The sequence below is a fragment of the Citrobacter sp. LUTT5 genome (genome assembly GCF_009905315.1).
Lineage (GTDB): Bacteria > Pseudomonadota > Gammaproteobacteria > Enterobacterales > Enterobacteriaceae > Citrobacter > Citrobacter freundii.
This window is the reverse complement of record NZ_CP047606.1, coordinates 97651-115270: the sequence shown is the minus strand read 5'-3', so window position 1 is coordinate 115270 and position 17620 is coordinate 97651. Positions and strand designations below refer to the sequence as shown.

Below are 17620 nucleotides of genomic sequence, written 5' to 3'. Positions count from 1 at the left end.
ATTCGAAGGTTACATTTATGATCATCGTTACCGGCGGCGCGGGCTTTATCGGCAGCAATATCGTTAAGTCCCTGAATGATAAAGGCATCACCGACATCCTGGTGGTGGACAACCTGAAAGACGGCACCAAGTTTGTTAACCTGGTGGATCTGAATATTGCTGACTACATGGACAAGGAAGACTTCCTGATCCAGATTATGGCCGGGGAAGATTTCGGCGATATCGAAGCTATTTTCCACGAAGGCGCATGCTCTTCCACCACCGAGTGGGACGGCAAGTATATGATGGACAACAACTATCAATACTCTAAAGAGCTGCTGCACTACTGCCTGGAGCGTGAAATCCCGTTCCTGTACGCGTCCTCTGCCGCCACCTATGGCGGTCGCACTTCTGATTTCATCGAATCCCGTGAATATGAGAAACCGCTGAACGTCTATGGCTACTCAAAATTCCTGTTCGACGAGTACGTGCGTCAGATCCTGCCAGAAGCCAACTCTCAGATTGTTGGCTTCCGCTATTTCAACGTCTACGGACCGCGTGAAGGCCATAAAGGCAGCATGGCGAGCGTCGCTTTCCACCTCAATACTCAGCTTAACAATGGCGAAACACCAAAACTGTTCGAAGGCAGCGAAAACTTCAAACGTGATTTCGTTTACGTTGGCGATGTGGCTGCAGTGAACCTGTGGTTCCTGGAAAACGGGGTATCCGGCATCTTTAACCTCGGTACTGGTCGTGCGGAATCTTTCCAGGCCGTTGCTGACGCAACGCTGGCGTACCACAAAAAAGGCAGCATTGAGTACATTCCATTCCCGGAAAAACTGAAAGGCCGCTACCAGGCGTTTACTCAGGCAGACCTGACCAACCTGCGCGCCGCGGGCTATGACAAGCCGTTTAAGACCGTTGCTGAAGGCGTAACGGAATATATGGCCTGGCTGAACCGCGACGCATAAGGCAGGCAATCTATGAGGATTCTGGTGGTTGGCCCGTCTTGGGTGGGCGACATGATGATGTCGCAAAGTCTCTATCGCACGCTCAAGGCGCGCTATCCCCAGGCGATAATCGACGTGATGGCACCTGCATGGTGCCGTCCGCTGTTATCGCGGATGCCGGAAGTCAATGAAGCGATCGCGATGCCGCTTGGGCATGGCGCTCTGGAAATTGGTGAACGGCGTAAGCTCGGTCATAGCCTGCGTGAGAAGCGCTATGACCGCGCTTATGTGCTGCCTAACTCGTTTAAATCCGCGCTGGTGCCCTTTTTTGCAGGTATTCCGCATCGTACCGGTTGGCGTGGTGAAATGCGCTACGGCCTGCTCAACGATGCGCGCGTGCTGGATAAAGACGCATGGCCGCTGATGGTCGAACGCTATGTGGCCCTGGCCTACGATAAAGGCGTGATGCTGTCGGCTAAAGATTTGCCGCAACCTCTGCTTTGGCCACAGTTGCAGGTCAGCGAAGGTGAAAAGTCTCTGACCTGTAGCCAGTTCTCCCTTTCTGCCGAACGCCCCATCATCGGTTTTTGCCCGGGTGCGGAATTTGGTCCGGCGAAACGCTGGCCACACTACCATTATGCTGAACTGGCAAAACAGCTGATCGACGAAGGTCATCAGATTGTGCTGTTTGGCTCGGCAAAAGATCATGAAGCCGGAAATGAAATCCTGGCAACGTTAAGCGTTGAGCAGCAGGCCTGGTGTCGTAATCTGGCGGGCGAAACGCAGCTGGAGCAGGCCGTTATTCTGCTCGCCGCCTGCAAAGCGGTCGTCACCAACGACTCTGGATTAATGCACGTTGCCGCAGCGTTGAATCGACCTCTGGTAGCATTGTATGGCCCAAGTAGTCCGGACTTTACCCCGCCGTTGTCGCACAAAGCGCGGGTCATTCGTCTGATTACGGGCTATCACAAAGTGCGCAAGGGCGATGCGGCTGAAGGCTATCACCAAAGCCTGATTGACATCACACCCCAGCGTGTACTGGAAGAACTCAACGACCTGTTGTTACAAGAGGAAGCCTGACGGATGCGGGTTCTGATCGTTAAAACGTCGTCTATGGGCGATGTTCTGCATACGTTGCCCGCATTAACCGATGCGCAGCAGGCTATTCCGGGTATTCAATTTGATTGGGTGGTGGAAGAAGGATTCGCGCAGATCCCTTCCTGGCATGCAGCCGTTGACCGGGTCATCCCAGTGGCGATTCGCCGCTGGCGTAAAGCCTGGTTTTCAGCGCCGATTAAAGCCGAGCGTAAAGCGTTTCGCGATGCGGTACGTTTGCAGCAGTATGACGCGATAATTGATGCGCAGGGTCTGGTTAAAAGTGCGGCGTTGGTGACGCGTCTGGCACGTGGCGTCAAGCATGGTATGGACTGGAGTACGGCCCGCGAGCCGCTGGCTAGCCTGTTTTATAATCGCAAACATCACATTGCCAAACAGCAGCACGCGGTAGAACGTACGCGTGAATTGTTCGCCAAAAGTCTGGGATATGCCAAACCGCAGTCGCAGGGTGATTACGCTATCGCTCAGCATTTTGTGAATGAATGTAATGCTGATACAGGCCATTATGCTGTATTTCTGCATGCCACAACACGTGATGATAAGCACTGGCCAGAAGCCAACTGGCGGGAGCTGATTGAGCTGTTAAATAATACGGGCATCCGTATTAAACTCCCCTGGGGCGCCCCTCATGAAGAAGAGCGCGCCAAAAGGCTGGCGGAAGGTTTTCCCTACGTTGATGTCCTGCCGCGAATGAGTCTGGAAGAGGTTGCTCGCATTCTGGCGGGGGCAAAGTTTGTGGTGTCGGTTGATACAGGTCTCAGCCATTTAACCGCCGCCTTGGATCGCCCCAATATTACGTTGTATGGCCCGACAGACCCGGGATTGATTGGTGGATATGGGAAGAATCAATACACACAGCAGAGCCATTCCGGAAAATTGCAGGATCTGGACGCAAGCTTAGTCAACGTATCGCTAATTGATAATAATTTGCTTTAACTTTAAGAGACGAACCATGCTTCGCCAACACATGTTTTCTCGTTTTGTTTGTAGTATAAAAAATAATCCATTCGATTTTATATACGTCTTATTTTATGCTGGGATCCTGGCAACTCTTGCGATGGTCCTGGTCAATCCAGATGAAGCGCTGAAGGTATTTATTTTCTCCACGGCCCTGTCTCTGCCGCTGATAGGAAAAAATATAAAGCATGTGTGCAGTAACAAACAAAATCTGGTTTTGCCATTTATGTTGTTGCTTTTCGGTTTAGTCCAGATTATTTGGGTAGAAATATTTAAACAACCTGGCTCAGCCTTTACCGGTGCCTATCGTTCATACCAGAACGGTGGCAAAGTGATGATTTTTGCCGCACTGGTTATGACAGCTCTGACCACGCGAGAGCCGTGTGCTAACAAAACTCGCATTACCAGTCTCTGGACGATTCTTACCGCAATAGGCTTGTATCTTTTCGCAAGCTACGAGGCTGCCGGAGCACCAGATATTATGACCTACCGTGTTGCGCTGGGCTTTGAACACCAAACCGGCACAGCCTACGCTCTGACGCTAATTGCATTATTAGCGTCTCAGGCCATTATTAATCTCCGTCTAAAACACACCGTTGCACTCTATCTGTTACATTTTTTGATATCGCTGGCAGTCATCATCACAACGCAAACTCGGGCTGCTATTTTGGTATACCCGATCCTGAGTGTCGGCCTATTCCTGATGTACTATCGTCACAACCGCACCATGCTATTAAGGGCACTGCTGGGTTTTGTAATACTGGTGGGAGTTGCTTCGATTCCCTTAAAACCAATCATTGAAAGCCGCTACCAGAACTTCCTGGTCGATCTGCACTCTTATAATCAAAACAATAGTAATACTTCTATCGGCGCGCGACTGGCGATGCAACGGGCAGGGATTGAATCTGGGAACGGTCATGACTGGGGGCAGTCACTTGAACAACGCGGAGCAGAAATTCAGCGACTTGCCGTGCAAGATACTTCCTTACAAGGGGCACTTGAGTTCATTAACGTCCACCTGCATAACGAAGTCATTGATACCTTTTCGCTAAAGGGCATCCCTGGGGTTGTTGTGTTACTCTTGCTCTATATCGCCATGTTTTTAACAGCTTACTGGCAACGTAGTCCCTTGTTGTTCGTTATCTCAGGCGCAATCGCTATCTATGGCTTGAGTGATTTATTATTGTATGCCAAAGGTGAAGCCCTGAGCAGCGTACTGGCGTTATGTGTAGCAGCAGTACTGAGCTCGAATCCAACAAGAGAACGATGCCATGGTTAACGCTTCCGGTTATTTACTGAGCATTATTATACCTACATACAACAACGCTGAACTCATCACAGCGACGTTGGCGTCTATACATCAGAGCATCACTGATGATGTAGAGGTAATAATTGTTAATGATGGCTCTACGGATTTAACCGAAGAGCGTATAAATGCGTTTTACCGCGAAAAAGATTGCCATAATGTTAAATATATAAGCCAAAAAAATCAGGGCGTTGCAATCACCCGTAACGTTGGGCTTGCCCATGCGACAGGGAAATATATTGGCTTTGTTGACAGTGACGATATTGTCTGCGCAGATTATTTCACTATTCTTCTCCCTAAGTTGAGAGATGAACAATATGACATTCTTGAATTTAATTTAACCCGGGAGATAAAAAATCTGTATCAGAATTCATCTGGTATAGAAAACGGCATTAGTCAGCATGAAATTATATTATCGGATAATAATTATACTCCTTTGCTACCAATATTCCGGGCAGGGCAATGGCATCTCATGACAAAAATCTTCCATCGTAACATTATTGGCAACGATCGATTCGAAGAACATCGCCGGTACGAAGACATGATTTTCTGCCCTTTCCAATACTTTAAATGCCATAAAATATTAAAGATTGAAAATACACTGTATTTTTACCGGAAAAATGAAAAGAGCATTACCGAGAATATTATTGATAGTGATGCGGATAGTATCTTTTTTGCTATGCGAAAAATGTATAACTATATAAATAAAAATAGCGCAAAACGTACTGTTGCCACACTGATGATCATCAACTGTTTTCTAGAAGGACGTAAACTATTACGCAAGAAAAAAGGTTATTATCGCTACAGCGAAAGCATGCTGAATGATATTCAGAATGCACTAGCATGCTGCGATACGAAAATCGTCAAGAAAAAAATAATTCTTAAGATGAAATATCCCCATATTGATCGTTCTATTTCTGAAATAAGATATAAAACAATATCTGCATTTAAGAACTTATTTTTTCGAAAGGGATTTTAACATGTTTGAAAAAATTGACCGAGTTCTTATTTGCAAGCTCAAGTTTTATGGAGATGTTCTGTTAACAACGCCAGTCATTGCCAGCATTCGGGCTCGTTATCCACATGCTAAGATCGATCTGCTCCTCTATAAAGATACCAAAGCAATCTTAGCCGCCCACAAAGACATCAATACATTTTATCTCATTGAGAAAAAACAGGGCCTGCTGGCAACAGCAAAGAATTATCTCTCAGTACGTCAACAACTGAAGAAAAATCACTATGACCTGATTGTTAACCTCACTGAACAATGGCCAATTGGTGCGCTTATCGCCTCTTTACGCCGCCCTTCAATTGCCTTCCAGCGCGAAAAAGATCAGTGGAATCGACTTTTTACGCGAGTAACACCGTCCATTGGGACGCATATTGTTGAACAAAACCTTTCGATTCTAAAAGGCATTGGCTTTAGCGAAGCAGAACTAAAGAAAGAGATGTCGCTGAGTTATCGTCAAGATGATTATCAACATCTGGTATCCCTGTTACCCACGTTGCCTACGCAGAAATATGTCGTTATTCAACCCACTGCCAGACAAGAGTTTAAATGCTGGGATGATGAGAAGTTCGCGCATGTTATAGACCACCTGCATCAGCGTGGTTTGCATGTCTATCTTACCTGTGGGCCTGCAACAAGTGAGCAGCAACAGGTTCAGCGCATTGCTGAACTGTGCCAATCGTCTCCTGATCTGACGCTGGCAGGTAAAACGACCTTCCTGCAACTAGCTGCGTTGATCGACCATGCTGTTTTGTACATTGGTGTCGATTCCGCACCTATGCATATGGCTGCAGCGCTAAGGACACCGCAGGTTTGCCTGTTTGGCGCCACCAACTACCAACAGTGGAAGCCATGGTCTGATAAAGCCGTTTTGATTTGGGCTGGCGAATACCATCCGATGCCTTCGCGGGATGAGCTCGACCGGTCAAAAAAATATCTGACATGGATACCGGAACAGGCCGTGGTTGACGCTATTGATATGGTACTTCATGATAGTGACAATGTTCAAGGTAATGAGAAAGCATAAATGGACAACAAAAATAACATTATTAATATTGCTTACTGTACAGATGCTAATTATCTGGAATATGTAGCAGTGTCCATTATGTCTGTCATAATGAACAACCCGGAACAGCACCTGTCATTTTTTGTCTTTGTCTATGACGTTACTGACGAAGAAATCAATAAACTGCGTTCAACCAGTGATAAAATTCAGGTTATCAATATCGATAAAGAAGAGATTGAAAAGTATAACAGTGACTTTGCAATCAAACATCTGAACCGTTCGACCTATATGCGTCTGGCCGTACCGCGCTTACTTAAAGATAAAGTTGAGCATTTTATCTACCTGGATGCAGATACCCTGTGTTTTGATAAGCTCAATGACATTAACAGCATTGATATCAGCAACGTCATTTGTGCAGTCAGCCACGATTCTCTCGATATTCATGATACAAAAAATGCCAAACGCTTGGGCCTGAGTACTGGTCATTATTTCAATGCTGGTTTTTTGTATATCAATATTGAAAACTGGGTCAAGCATGATATTGAAAATAAAGCAAACACGGTGTTATTTGAACAAGGTAAATCCTTACCTTACTTTGACCAGGATGCATTGAATATCGCAATGGACGGTAACGTTAAGTTTATTGATAACAGATGGAATTTTTTGTTCAACTGGTTTACCGATCAACAAAAAGAGATATTCTTCTACCAAAAAGATATTCTGCCAAGAATTATCCACTTCACTGGTGGAAGGAAGCCCTGGTATAAAGAACATACTGGGCTTTCACAGCAACTTTATCTTTTCTACCATCATTTCACACCATGGCGAAACACAGAAATGCGTTCTTATGCTCCACGTATGAGACCTACTGATTATCGGGTCTATTCACGCCAGGAAGCTAAAAAAGGGAAGTATTGCGCCTCGATCAAATGGTATTTGAAATACCTTAAGACTAAATTACGTTAATAAAAAACTCCCTTACGGGAGTTTTTTTACTTACTTTTTAATTTTTCCCGCAAATAACCAATATAGCTTATTACCGAGGCGAAATACTTCCCTTGTAATCTTTCATGGCGTGATTTCTTTTTATATTGTTTTGGCGTTCTGGCGGGTAACAATGGAACATCTGCCCAAGGCGAAGCCTTCCAGGCGTCAACAAAAAACTGTGCTGAAGGATAATTTGCCCATGAATTCCAGGGTTTAGTCACGCCTATATAATGGATAAGGATGGTATCATCTGTTATATATTCTTTATAACTTGAGGTATCCTTACTTTTGAGTTCTTGTTTAATGCCGTAAATTGCATCATAAATTCTTGGTAAAAAAATTGTCTTACCAAAAAACATTATATTTAAGACATCCTGATCCAGAAAAGCGAATTTTCTTGTCTTATCCAAGAGGATCGAAAATGCTTCCGTAAAGAATTTTTGTTTTTTCCATTCCTTTAAATTTGCAAATATAACACCGGCATTGAAATATTGTTCGTTAAATTCCGGAGTATTAAGTCGCTGCGCGGCATACACCCGACTATCTTCAACATCCTGAATAACCGCTGCAACATGATGTTCCAGATTGATTTGTGTTAACTCAATAAGTGATCCTTTACATACAACATCAGCGTCTATATAGAGAAGATTATCGATCTTTTCGCTAAGATACTCAAACGCGATAAATCTGAAGTAGGTTGCGTGTGACCATGCATTCCCACACGGAAGGATCTTTAATCCTTCGGCATCCATCACATATACAGTTATATTGGTAGAAAACTGCTTAGCTAGTTTTTCTAATCTTTTGCGGTAATCTGAGTCAAGATAATCAGTAAAAAGATGAAAATGTATGCTGATATCTTTGTTATGTAGTAAAACGGACGACATCGAAACTGCCGCCCCAAACATAAAGTTTTGATCAACACCCCATGCAATATTGAGCTGTGGGGTTTGAGTTTCTGGAGCCCCAAAAACCTCAATGGTGTCTTTAATAGACTGATGACAATCAAAATTCATGTACTACACCTTTTTATATGCTATCTGAAAATTATCTGCACATCTAAATACTAATGAGACCGTGCACTATGTAGTTTGTTTTTTATATACATCACATGACTAAGTATCGAACGAATATATTTACGCTGCACTCTTTCATGTCGTGATTTACGTTTATACAGTTTTGCTGTGTTTGCATTTAACAAGGATTTTTCCGCCCATGCGGATTTTTTATAGGCATCAATGAAGAATTTAGCCACCGGATATTTAGCCCATGTATGCCATGGCTTAGTAACACCGACATAATGTATTAATACAGTATCATCTGTAATATAATCCTTGTAAATTTTATCATTTTTATTTTTCAGTTCCTGATCAACACCATAAATGCAGTTAAAATCTCGCCTCAGGAAAATGACATTACCGACAAACAATATATTCAGAACATCCTGGTCAAAATACAGAAGTTCCTTTTGGCGTTTATCTAAGATAGAAAATGCCTTTGTCAATAACTGCTGCTCACGCCAAACTTGAAGATTCGCAAATACCACACCGGAATTAAAGTAACCGTTACTCAATTCAGGAATACCGAGTCTGTTACCGGATTTAATACGCACTTCATCAATATCATTGATAACAGCAGCATATTCCCCACAGAAGTTAATCTCGGTAAGCTCGCGAAGAGAGCCTTTGCAAATAACATCTGCATCAAGATACAGTACGGAGCTTAACTCTGTGCTTAAATATTCAAATGCGAAATAACGATAGTACATTGCATAAGTCCATGCTTTTGTACTCGGCAACTCACGAAATGCAGCGTTATCGAACACAAGGACAGTGACTGTCGTACTGTACATCTGCGTCAGGCGTTTTACGCATTCCAGATAATCATCATCTATATAGTCTGTTGCTATATAAAAGTGGATATCAATATCAGGATTATTCACTAATACTGATGTCATAGAAATGCCAGAACCAAACAAAAAATTACGATCGACACCATACGCAACACTTAATTTTTTACTCTTGTCATGCGAGGAGCTGTCGATAACATGTTTTTGAATGATTAGCTTCTGGAAATCAATGTTCATAATAAAATGGCCTCAAACTTCATGTGTTATTTATAGCGCTTTTCTAATTGTTCTTTGTCTTATTTTTTGCGCTTTTGTGACAGCCTGTTCAAACAACCTGACTTCCTGACGAAAGATTTCACGTAGTGGCTTCGAAAAATAGACACGTAAAAAACGGTAGATATCTCTGGACGTCAACCCGATCTCAAGTGAAGAGAAATAGAGTCCAATCAGATCCTTATCCCGCCAGCGGCGTGGCACATGCTGACGAATTTGTGCACGATGCAAATCGATTACGGAGAGTTTGATATCCGCAATATTTTCTGGCATCGGTTGTTGGAGTAAAAAATGGCAAATATAGCAATCCCGATGATTTACTCCCCCCCGATGCATTTTACCCACCATTTCTGCCACGCGGGTAATAATGGTCCGTTTTAATACAAAATCAGGGGGCTCAACTTTCCACCTTGCACAAAAATCTTCAAGGCTGATAGCAGGAGAGAGATCTTCAGTGATGATAAATGAGGTGCGCTCTAACGGATTCAGTCCTTTCTGCCCAAATGCCACGCCGGTCATGGTGTCAACACTCAGTTCCTGTAAGCGATGAATTGCCAGCCACTCCCGGTCTGCGCCCAGTACAGGCATACGTAAAGATATAAGATTCTTCACCACTTCTTTAAGCGTGGTTCCATGATGATATTTAAGAAAATAACCCTTACCCATCATCTCAAAACGTAGGGTACGTCGTGTTTCCAGGGCGCGAAAAACCTCACCGTTCAGCTTAGCGACTTCAGTAAACGGGTCTTTTCCTTGCCACTGCGTGGCAAATGGTTCTTTTAATTCAATCATTCTTAGGACCTAAAATGATATCTGCAGCTTTATCTGCCAGGCTGTAGAGATCTTTTGTATCAGCAAAATGCCGTGCGTTCCCGGCCCAACGACTTCTCTGCTCATTATTTTGCAGCGCATCGAAAAGTGCTGTATTCAGATTTTCCTGCTCAAAAGGTTCAGGAATCACCACCCCACATTGGGCGGCGTTGATATAACCCGCATAGCCGCAAACTTCGGTAGTTAATACCGGCAGTCCGGCAACTACAGCTTCTAGCAAGACAATACCGGCGGCTTCCTGTACAGCTGGGTGAAGTAATAAATCAGCAGCAGACATCAATTCTGCGACATCGTCCCGCCCCGAGAAGAACTGCACTTGTTCTTCAACCCCCAATTGACGAGCCTGAGCGCGATAGCGATCGGCCTTATCCTGACCAACAACCATCAATCGTGTGCGGTGGCGAATGACATCAGGCAAAGAAGCCAACGCCTGTAATGTTCTTGGCACGCCTTTGCGTTTGAAATCGGAACCTACCTGTAAGAGCAAGAACTGATCGAGACCAATACCATTTTTTTCTCTAACAATCAGCCGGCTGTTTTCAGGTTGCTGGCTGTACTTTCTGTCAGGGTAGATTCCTGGAGGCAGAATACGAAAGCGCTGGCTCTCAGTTTGGTAATGATGCTTGAAGTCACCAATTTGTTTATCGGTTAACATCAAAAGCGTAGTGCCGACACCCTGCTGAAATACGGCTTTTTCAAATGCAGAGTAGTGTCGGTACCTGCGCGTCAATTTGTAGAAAAAGCCTTTCTCGCGGGCAACCTTTTCCGCATAGCAAACGTCCGCAGCGTAATACACATCCAGGCCAGGCATTTTATTAAAACCAACGATACGATCGACGGGATGTTGAGTTAAATAATTCTGAACCCACTGATAATATTGCTCGTTTTTCCCATGATTCGTTCTGGATGTAACGGGGACGAGTATAATCTCCAGCCCTTCCGGACGCTCGCCCTGCCATGACTGGGTAAATACCTGAACATGATGACCACGAGAAGCAACCGTCAGCGCTACCCGCAAGAAATCACGCTGTAACCCACCATAGGGAAAATACTTGTACAAACAAAAAGCAATATTCATGCATTAATATCCGCATCGCGTCGCCAGGCATATCAGGTTTGAAGCATCAGAATCGTGTAATCCTTGCCTAAAGCATCCAAAGATGACTTTCTGTGCTTTCGAAACGTTTCTGCCCGCTAGCTACCTGAAATTGCGCAGTAGTATATCATTTATTATCAAGCATTCCGAAATGAATATTTTTTAAACAAAAAACAAAATAAACCATTAAAAACATACAGATAAATAAGACACCAGTTCATCAGGAAACGCACACCGCACAAGAGGTTAAGCATATAAATGCGGCCATGTGCATTTTTGAAATAGCCATCAGCGAAATCAGTTCCCCACCAATTCCATCGTTTTGATACAACCTGGATAAAAATGATGGTAAAGCCATAGTTAAATACATAGAATCCCCAGCACATTCATAAGTCAGCTACCATTATGCTCGAATTGCTTTACACCGCCCTTTTCTACCTTATTCAGCCTTTGATCTGGATACGGCTTTGGGTGCGCGGACGTAAGGCTCCGGCCTACCGTAAACGCTGGGGCGAACGCTACGGCTTTTATCGCCGCCCGCTAAAACCCGGCGGGATCATGCTTCATTCGGTTTCTGTGGGCGAAACGCTGGCTGCAATCCCATTAGTTCGCGCTCTGCGCCACCGTTATCCCGACTTGCCGATCACGGTCACCACCATGACGCCAACCGGTTCCGAGCGCGTACAATCTGCTTTTGGCACTGATGTTCAGCATATTTATCTGCCTTACGATTTACCGGATGCCCTGAACCGTTTTCTGAATAAAGTTGACCCCAAACTGGTGTTAATTATGGAAACCGAGCTGTGGCCAAATCTGATCGCGGCACTCCATAAGCGTCACATTCCTCTGGTCATTGCCAACGCACGTCTTTCTGCTCGTTCAGCCGCTGGCTATGCGAAATTAGGTAAATTTGTTGGCAGACTACTGCGTCGAATTACGTTAATTGCCGCACAAAACGAAGAAGATGGCGCACGTTTTATTACGCTTGGCGCCAGAAGCAATCAGGTCACCGTTACTGGCAGCCTGAAGTTTGATATATCCGTCACGCCACAACTGGCCGCAAAAGCGGTGACATTACGTCGTCAATGGGCTCCTCACCGTCCGGTATGGATTGCAACCAGCACCCACGACGGCGAAGAAAGCATCATCATTGCCGCCCATCAGGCGTTATTAAATCAGTTCCCGAATCTTTTACTAATTCTGGTTCCCAGACATCCTGAACGGTTCCCGGATGCAATTAACCTCGTACGCCAGGCAGGGCTAAGTTATACCACCCGTTCTTCGGGTGAAGTTCCGTCCTCAGGCACTCAGGTTGTGATCGGCGATACCATGGGTGAGCTGATGTTGCTGTATGGCATTGCCGACCTTGCTTTTGTCGGCGGTTCACTGGTTGAACGTGGTGGGCACAATCCACTGGAAGCCGCGGCACATGCTATTCCAGTGCTGATGGGACCACATACGTTTAATTTTAAAGATATTTGCGCCCGCCTCGAACAGGCAAGCGGATTGATCACCGTCACCGACGCACCTACGCTGGTAAAAGAAGTATCTTCTTTACTGACCGATGCAGATTATCGTAATTTTTATGGCCGTCACGCAGTTGAAGTTCTGTATCAAAATCAGGGCGCGTTACAGCGTCTGCTGCAGCTGCTGGAACCTTATCTGCCACCCAAAACGCATTGAGGCAAGCCATGCAAAAACGGGCGATTTATCCAGGAACCTTTGATCCCATAACTAACGGCCATCTTGATATCGTGACGCGTGCGACCAGCATGTTCGATCACGTGATCCTGGCGATTGCCGCAAGTCCCAGTAAAAAACCGATGTTTACCCTTGAAGAGCGCGTCGAGCTGGCGCAACAGGCAACGGCGCATCTCGGCAATGTGGAAGTTCTGGGATTCAGCGACTTAATGGCAAATTTTGCCCGTGATAATCAGGCTAACATTCTGATCCGAGGCCTACGCGCGGTAGCAGATTTTGAGTATGAAATGCAGCTGGCGCACATGAACCGCCACCTAATGCCGCAACTGGAAAGCGTCTTTCTGATGCCGTCTAAAGAGTGGTCATTTATCTCATCGTCACTGGTGAAAGAAGTCGCCCGCCATCAGGGTGATGTGACGCACTTTCTGCCGGAAAACGTCCATCAGGCGTTAATGAGTAAGTTAAAGTAATGTGCCTGGCCGGATGCTGCATCCGGCCAGCAATGACACTATTTCTGACAGCGACGGCAATAGAACGTTGTACGCTGGGCGTGTTTTGTCGCAACAATCGGTGCGCCACATGCGCGGCAAGGTTCACCTTCTCTCCCATAGACCTGCAGCTCCTGGGCAAAATAGCCCGGCTTACCGTCACTTTGCAGAAAGTCCTTCAGCGTCGTCCCGCCCTGCTCGATAGAACGCAGCAAAACCGCCTTGATAACGCGTACCAGCAGTTCACACTCATCTTTCGACAGCGATGATGCCAGACGGTCAGGATGGATACCAGCCGCAAACAGCGACTCGCTGGCATAGATGTTTCCCACCCCCACCACCAGCTTGTTATCCATCAGCCAGGGTTTAATCGCCGTTTTCTTCTTTGCACATTTCTGCTGTAGATAACCGGCGTTGAAATCGTCACTCAGCGGCTCAGGGCCAAGATGGGCGAGGACATTATGTCCATCCAGCTCTTTAGTCCACAGCCAGGCACCAAAGCGACGGGGGTCGGTATAACGCAGAACTTTGCCATTGCTCATCACTAAGTCAACGTGGTCGTGCTTATCTGCCGGAAGCTCTTCAGGAAGGATACGCAAACTACCCGACATCCCCAGATGAATGATTACCCAGCCATCCGGCAGCTCCAGAAGCAGGTATTTTGCGCGCCGCTGTACGCTCAGGACAGGTTTATCGCTCAGGCGATAAATTTCCTCTGATACCGGCCAACGCAAACGACCGTTACGCACAGTCGCGTGCATAATCGTTGCCCCCACCAGATGCGGCTCAATCCCACGGCGACTGGTTTCGACTTCAGGTAATTCAGGCATAGTATCTCCGGCGGTGTATCAGGTCTCATTAATATGGGGACGGCCAGAAAACAAAAAACCCCGCCGAGGCGAGGTTTTTTGCTACATCGAAACTAAAATTATTTGATTTTAGCTTCTTTGTACAGTACGTGCTGGCGTACAACTGGATCGAATTTTTTCAGTTCCAGTTTTTCCGGCTTAGTACGTTTGTTCTTCGTAGTGGTATAGAAATGACCAGTACCAGCAGAAGAAACCAGCTTGATTTTCTCACGAATACCTTTAGCCATGATTTATTTCCTCTTAGTACTTAGTACTTTTCGCCACGGGCACGCAGTTCAGACAGAACTGTTTCGATGCCTTTCTTATCAATTACACGCATACCTTTAGCAGATACACGCAGGGTGACAAAACGCTTCTCGCTCTCAACCCAAAAACGGTGAGAGTGCAGGTTCGGCAGGAAACGGCGTTTAGTCGCGTTCAGTGCGTGGGAACGGTTGTTACCGGTCACCGGACGCTTGCCAGTAACTTGGCAGACTCGGGACATGTCTATTCTCCAAAAATCAAATTAGCTCGAGCTTCGTATGGGGTATCGGCGCCTCGTCAGGCTTTACAGCCCGGTCATCGCATAGTTCTAAGTGAACTCTCGATTGCCAGGCCCAAATGCCAAACCCGAGATTCTCAAAGGTGGCGTAGTATACGCTGACCCGGCGTTATGCTCAAGTCCCGAACAGACAAAGATCCCGATGGATCGCGTAAAGTGCGTTAAATCCAACCGCGTTCCGCAAAAGAAACGTACTCTCCGCGCCCAATGACCAGATGATCAAGCACCCGGATATCCATGAACTGACAGCATTTCACAACACGCTCGGTGATGAGTTTATCTGCTTTACTCGGCTCTGCACACCCCGAAGGGTGATTATGCGCAAGGATCACGGCGGAAGCATTCATTTTTATCGCTTCGCGGACAATTTCTCGCGGATGTACCTCGACGTGGCTTAGTGTCCCGGAAAAAAGTTTGCTGTGTTTAATCACTTGATGTTGAGAATCCATAAAGATCACCAGAAAGATCTCGCGTTCCTCTTGCGAGAGCTGGCTTTGCAGAAATTCACGCGCCATTTCCGGGCTAAGTAAAGCACGCTCCTCTATCACTCGCACGTTGTAGTAGCGTCTTGCCAGCTCCGCAATACCCTTCAACTGTGCATACTTCGCGATACCGATTCCCGGAACATAGCTAAAATCCATGTAATCAGCAGACAACAAGCCATACAACGACTCAAAATGCTGAAGCATCTCTTTCGCTAGCGTAAGCACATCTTTACCCTGAATGCCGGTACGTAAAAAAAGCGCCAGTAACTCAACATCGGTCAGCGAACTGGCCCCCTGTGCCAACAGCTTTTCCCTGGGCATCATACTTCCTGTATTGTCCATACTTTTCCCTCCTTTCGCGTCCGCATAGTGGCATAACACCGACGGTGAATCGACGCGCTGTTTTCACTTCTTCGTAGTGCCTCGCAAAGTAGAAGACGGTCAAAAGCACGACAAATTGCGGATTGTGATAAAATATCCGCCTTCTGGTGAAACCCAACAGGAAAGATCATGATGAGCCTGGCCGGTAAAAAAATCGTACTTGGCGTCAGTGGCGGTATTGCTGCGTACAAGACCCCTGAGCTGGTGCGTCGTTTACGGGAACGCGGCGCTGACGTCCGCGTGGCGATGACCGAAGCGGCAAAAGCATTTATTACTCCCCTGAGTTTACAGGCAGTTTCAGGTTATCCCGTTTCCGACAGCCTGCTTGATCCCGCAGCCGAAGCTGCGATGGGCCACATTGAGCTGGGAAAATGGGCCGATTTGGTCATCCTGGCGCCCGCTACAGCAGACCTGATTGCTCGTGTCGCCGCAGGTATGGCCAACGACCTGGTGTCAACGATTTGTCTGGCAACACCTGCTTCTGTTGCTGTACTGCCAGCCATGAACCAGCAGATGTATCGCGCAGCCGCGACCCAGCACAATCTGGGTATTCTTGCCTCACGCGGTTTGCTCATTTGGGGCCCAGATAGCGGTAGCCAGGCATGTGGCGATGTCGGTCCTGGACGTATGCTGGATCCGTTAACGATTGTGGATATGGCGGCAGAACATTTTTCGCCTGTCAACGATCTGCAACATCTCAACATCATGATTACGGCGGGTCCGACGCGTGAACCGCTTGATCCCGTGCGTTATATTTCCAACCATAGCTCCGGGAAGATGGGATTTGCTATCGCGGCCGCTGCAGCAAAGCGCGGGGCAAACGTCACACTAGTATCGGGTCCGGTTTCGTTATCCACACCACCATTTGTTCAGCGGGTTGATGTGATGACCGCGTTGGAAATGGAAGCCGTTGTGCAGTCTGCAGTGCAACAACAGCATATTTTTATCGGCTGCGCTGCAGTCGCTGATTATCGCGCTGAAACCGTCGCCCACGAAAAAATAAAAAAACAAGCGACGCAGGGTGATGAATTAACAGTAAAAATGGTCAAAAACCCGGACATTATCGCCGGTGTTGCCGCACTGGATGCTAACCGTCCTTTTGTCGTTGGGTTTGCCGCCGAAACAAATAATGTGGAAGAATATGCCCGGCAAAAACGCATCCGCAAAAACCTTGATGTGATCTGTGCGAACGACGTTTCGCTGTCAACTCAAGGGTTTAACAGCGATAGCAACGCATTACACCTTTTTTGGCAGGATGGAGACAAAGTCTTACCGCTTGAGCGTAAAGAACTCCTGGGCCAATTATTACTCGACGAGATCGTGACCCGTTATGATGAAAAAAATCGACGTTAAGATTCTGGACCCGCGCGTTGGGCAACAATTTCCGCTCCCGACGTACGCCACTTCTGGTTCTGCCGGACTTGACCTGCGTGCTTGTCTTGATGACGCCGTAGAACTGGCACCGGGCGCAACAACGCTGGTGCCAACCGGGTTAGCTATCCACATTGCCGATCCTTCTCTGGCAGCGGTGATGCTCCCGCGCTCCGGATTGGGCCATAAGCACGGTATCGTGCTGGGCAATCTGGTTGGTTTGATTGATTCCGACTACCAGGGCCAACTGATGGTGTCCATCTGGAACCGTGGTCAGGACAGCTTCACTATTGAGCCGGGCGAACGTATCGCGCAGATGGTATTTGTACCGGTCGTGCAGGCTGAATTTAATCTGGTGGAAGAGTTTGAAGCCACCGATCGTGGCGAAGGTGGCTTCGGCCATTCCGGGCGCAAGTAACCCGCAG

General features: G+C 46.6%; 19 protein-coding genes. 11 read left to right on the top strand and 8 right to left on the bottom strand.

Features of this window, described 5'->3' with window-relative positions; genetic code table 11:
* The first annotated feature begins 17 nt into the window (after positions 1-17).
* The 7 genes from rfaD to GUC46_RS00530 are packed head-to-tail and all read left to right on the top strand — an operon-like array spanning position 18 to position 7289.
* Complete coding sequence (gene rfaD / locus GUC46_RS00560; RefSeq protein ID WP_003827312.1) at positions 18-950, top strand: ADP-glyceromanno-heptose 6-epimerase; 933 nt, start codon at positions 18-20, stop codon at positions 948-950.
* 12 nt (positions 951-962) lie between these two features.
* Complete coding sequence (gene rfaF, locus GUC46_RS00555; RefSeq protein ID WP_003837632.1) at positions 963-2009, top strand: ADP-heptose--LPS heptosyltransferase RfaF; 1047 nt, start codon at positions 963-965, stop codon at positions 2007-2009.
* A gap of 3 nt (positions 2010-2012) precedes the next feature.
* Positions 2013-2981, top strand: coding sequence for a lipopolysaccharide heptosyltransferase RfaC (rfaC, locus tag GUC46_RS00550; protein WP_049002654.1), 969 nt, complete (start codon positions 2013-2015; stop codon positions 2979-2981).
* 16 nt (positions 2982-2997) lie between these two features.
* Entirely contained in the window at positions 2998-4281 is a 1284-nt protein-coding gene (locus tag GUC46_RS00545) for an O-antigen ligase (RefSeq protein WP_174328836.1), read from the top strand.
* Positions 4274-5287, top strand: a complete 1014-nt coding sequence (locus tag GUC46_RS00540) for a glycosyltransferase family 2 protein (protein ID WP_088902950.1) — start codon at positions 4274-4276, stop codon at positions 5285-5287. The genes GUC46_RS00545 and GUC46_RS00540 overlap by 8 nt, the downstream gene beginning before the upstream one ends.
* 1 nt (position 5288) lies before the next feature.
* On the top strand, positions 5289-6344 hold the full coding sequence (gene rfaQ / locus GUC46_RS00535; RefSeq protein WP_088902949.1) for a lipopolysaccharide core heptosyltransferase RfaQ: 1056 nt from the start codon (positions 5289-5291) through the stop codon (positions 6342-6344).
* Positions 6345-7289: a glycosyltransferase family 8 protein gene (locus tag GUC46_RS00530; protein WP_088902948.1), complete on the top strand. Its 945-nt coding sequence runs from the start codon at positions 6345-6347 to the stop codon at positions 7287-7289.
* Positions 7290-7315: 26 nt separating this feature from the next.
* Here GUC46_RS00530 and GUC46_RS00525 read toward each other — a convergent pair whose 3' ends face one another.
* Genes GUC46_RS00525 through GUC46_RS00510 form a run of 4 tightly spaced genes read right to left on the bottom strand, consistent with a single transcriptional unit; the run spans position 7316 to position 11341 of the window.
* The gene (locus GUC46_RS00525; protein ID WP_044714175.1) at positions 7316-8326 is read right to left on the bottom strand and encodes a glycosyltransferase; all 1011 of its coding nucleotides are present in this window, start codon (positions 8324-8326) and stop codon (positions 7316-7318) included.
* Positions 8327-8376: 50 nt separating this feature from the next.
* Positions 8377-9396, bottom strand: coding sequence for a glycosyltransferase (locus GUC46_RS00520; protein ID WP_044714178.1), 1020 nt, complete (start codon positions 9394-9396; stop codon positions 8377-8379).
* 30 nt (positions 9397-9426) lie between these two features.
* Complete coding sequence (gene rfaP, locus GUC46_RS00515) at positions 9427-10224, bottom strand: lipopolysaccharide core heptose(I) kinase RfaP (protein WP_088902947.1); 798 nt, start codon at positions 10222-10224, stop codon at positions 9427-9429.
* On the bottom strand, positions 10217-11341 hold the full coding sequence (locus GUC46_RS00510) for a glycosyltransferase family 4 protein (RefSeq protein WP_088902946.1): 1125 nt from the start codon (positions 11339-11341) through the stop codon (positions 10217-10219). The genes rfaP and GUC46_RS00510 overlap by 8 nt, the downstream gene beginning before the upstream one ends.
* Before the next feature lie 423 nt (positions 11342-11764).
* Here GUC46_RS00510 and waaA point away from each other — a divergent pair, with 423 nt between their 5' ends.
* Positions 11765-13042 (top strand): lipid IV(A) 3-deoxy-D-manno-octulosonic acid transferase, encoded by a 1278-nt coding sequence (gene waaA / locus GUC46_RS00505; RefSeq protein WP_003837609.1) that lies wholly within the window; start codon positions 11765-11767, stop codon positions 13040-13042.
* An 8-nt stretch (positions 13043-13050) separates the two neighbouring features.
* A complete protein-coding gene (gene coaD / locus GUC46_RS00500) occupies positions 13051-13530 on the top strand; it encodes a pantetheine-phosphate adenylyltransferase (RefSeq protein WP_003024099.1) in 480 nt (159 codons plus the stop codon).
* Positions 13531-13568: 38 nt separating this feature from the next.
* On the opposite strand, the gene mutM is transcribed toward coaD, so the two are convergent.
* The 4 genes from mutM to radC form a co-directional block, all read right to left on the bottom strand.
* Entirely contained in the window at positions 13569-14378 is an 810-nt protein-coding gene (gene mutM / locus GUC46_RS00495; protein WP_003844529.1) for a bifunctional DNA-formamidopyrimidine glycosylase/DNA-(apurinic or apyrimidinic site) lyase, read from the bottom strand.
* Positions 14379-14476: 98 nt separating this feature from the next.
* Positions 14477-14644 carry a 50S ribosomal protein L33 gene (gene rpmG / locus GUC46_RS00490; RefSeq protein WP_003024094.1) on the bottom strand — a complete coding sequence of 56 codons (168 nt, stop codon included), beginning with the start codon at positions 14642-14644 and terminating at the stop codon, positions 14477-14479.
* 20 nt (positions 14645-14664) lie between these two features.
* The gene (rpmB, locus tag GUC46_RS00485; protein ID WP_003024071.1) at positions 14665-14901 is read right to left on the bottom strand and encodes a 50S ribosomal protein L28; all 237 of its coding nucleotides are present in this window, start codon (positions 14899-14901) and stop codon (positions 14665-14667) included.
* Between the two features lie 218 nt (positions 14902-15119).
* Positions 15120-15785 (bottom strand): DNA repair protein RadC, encoded by a 666-nt coding sequence (gene radC, locus GUC46_RS00480; protein WP_003837605.1) that lies wholly within the window; start codon positions 15783-15785, stop codon positions 15120-15122.
* Positions 15786-15956: 171 nt separating this feature from the next.
* On the opposite strand from radC, the gene coaBC reads away from it, so the two are divergent.
* Both coaBC and dut read left to right on the top strand, forming a co-directional pair.
* Positions 15957-17177, top strand: coding sequence for a bifunctional phosphopantothenoylcysteine decarboxylase/phosphopantothenate--cysteine ligase CoaBC (gene coaBC / locus GUC46_RS00475; RefSeq protein WP_088903385.1), 1221 nt, complete (start codon positions 15957-15959; stop codon positions 17175-17177).
* Entirely contained in the window at positions 17155-17613 is a 459-nt protein-coding gene (gene dut, locus GUC46_RS00470) for a dUTP diphosphatase (protein WP_006687626.1), read from the top strand. Before coaBC ends, dut begins: the two co-directional genes overlap by 23 nt.
* Positions 17614-17620 lie beyond the last annotated feature (7 nt).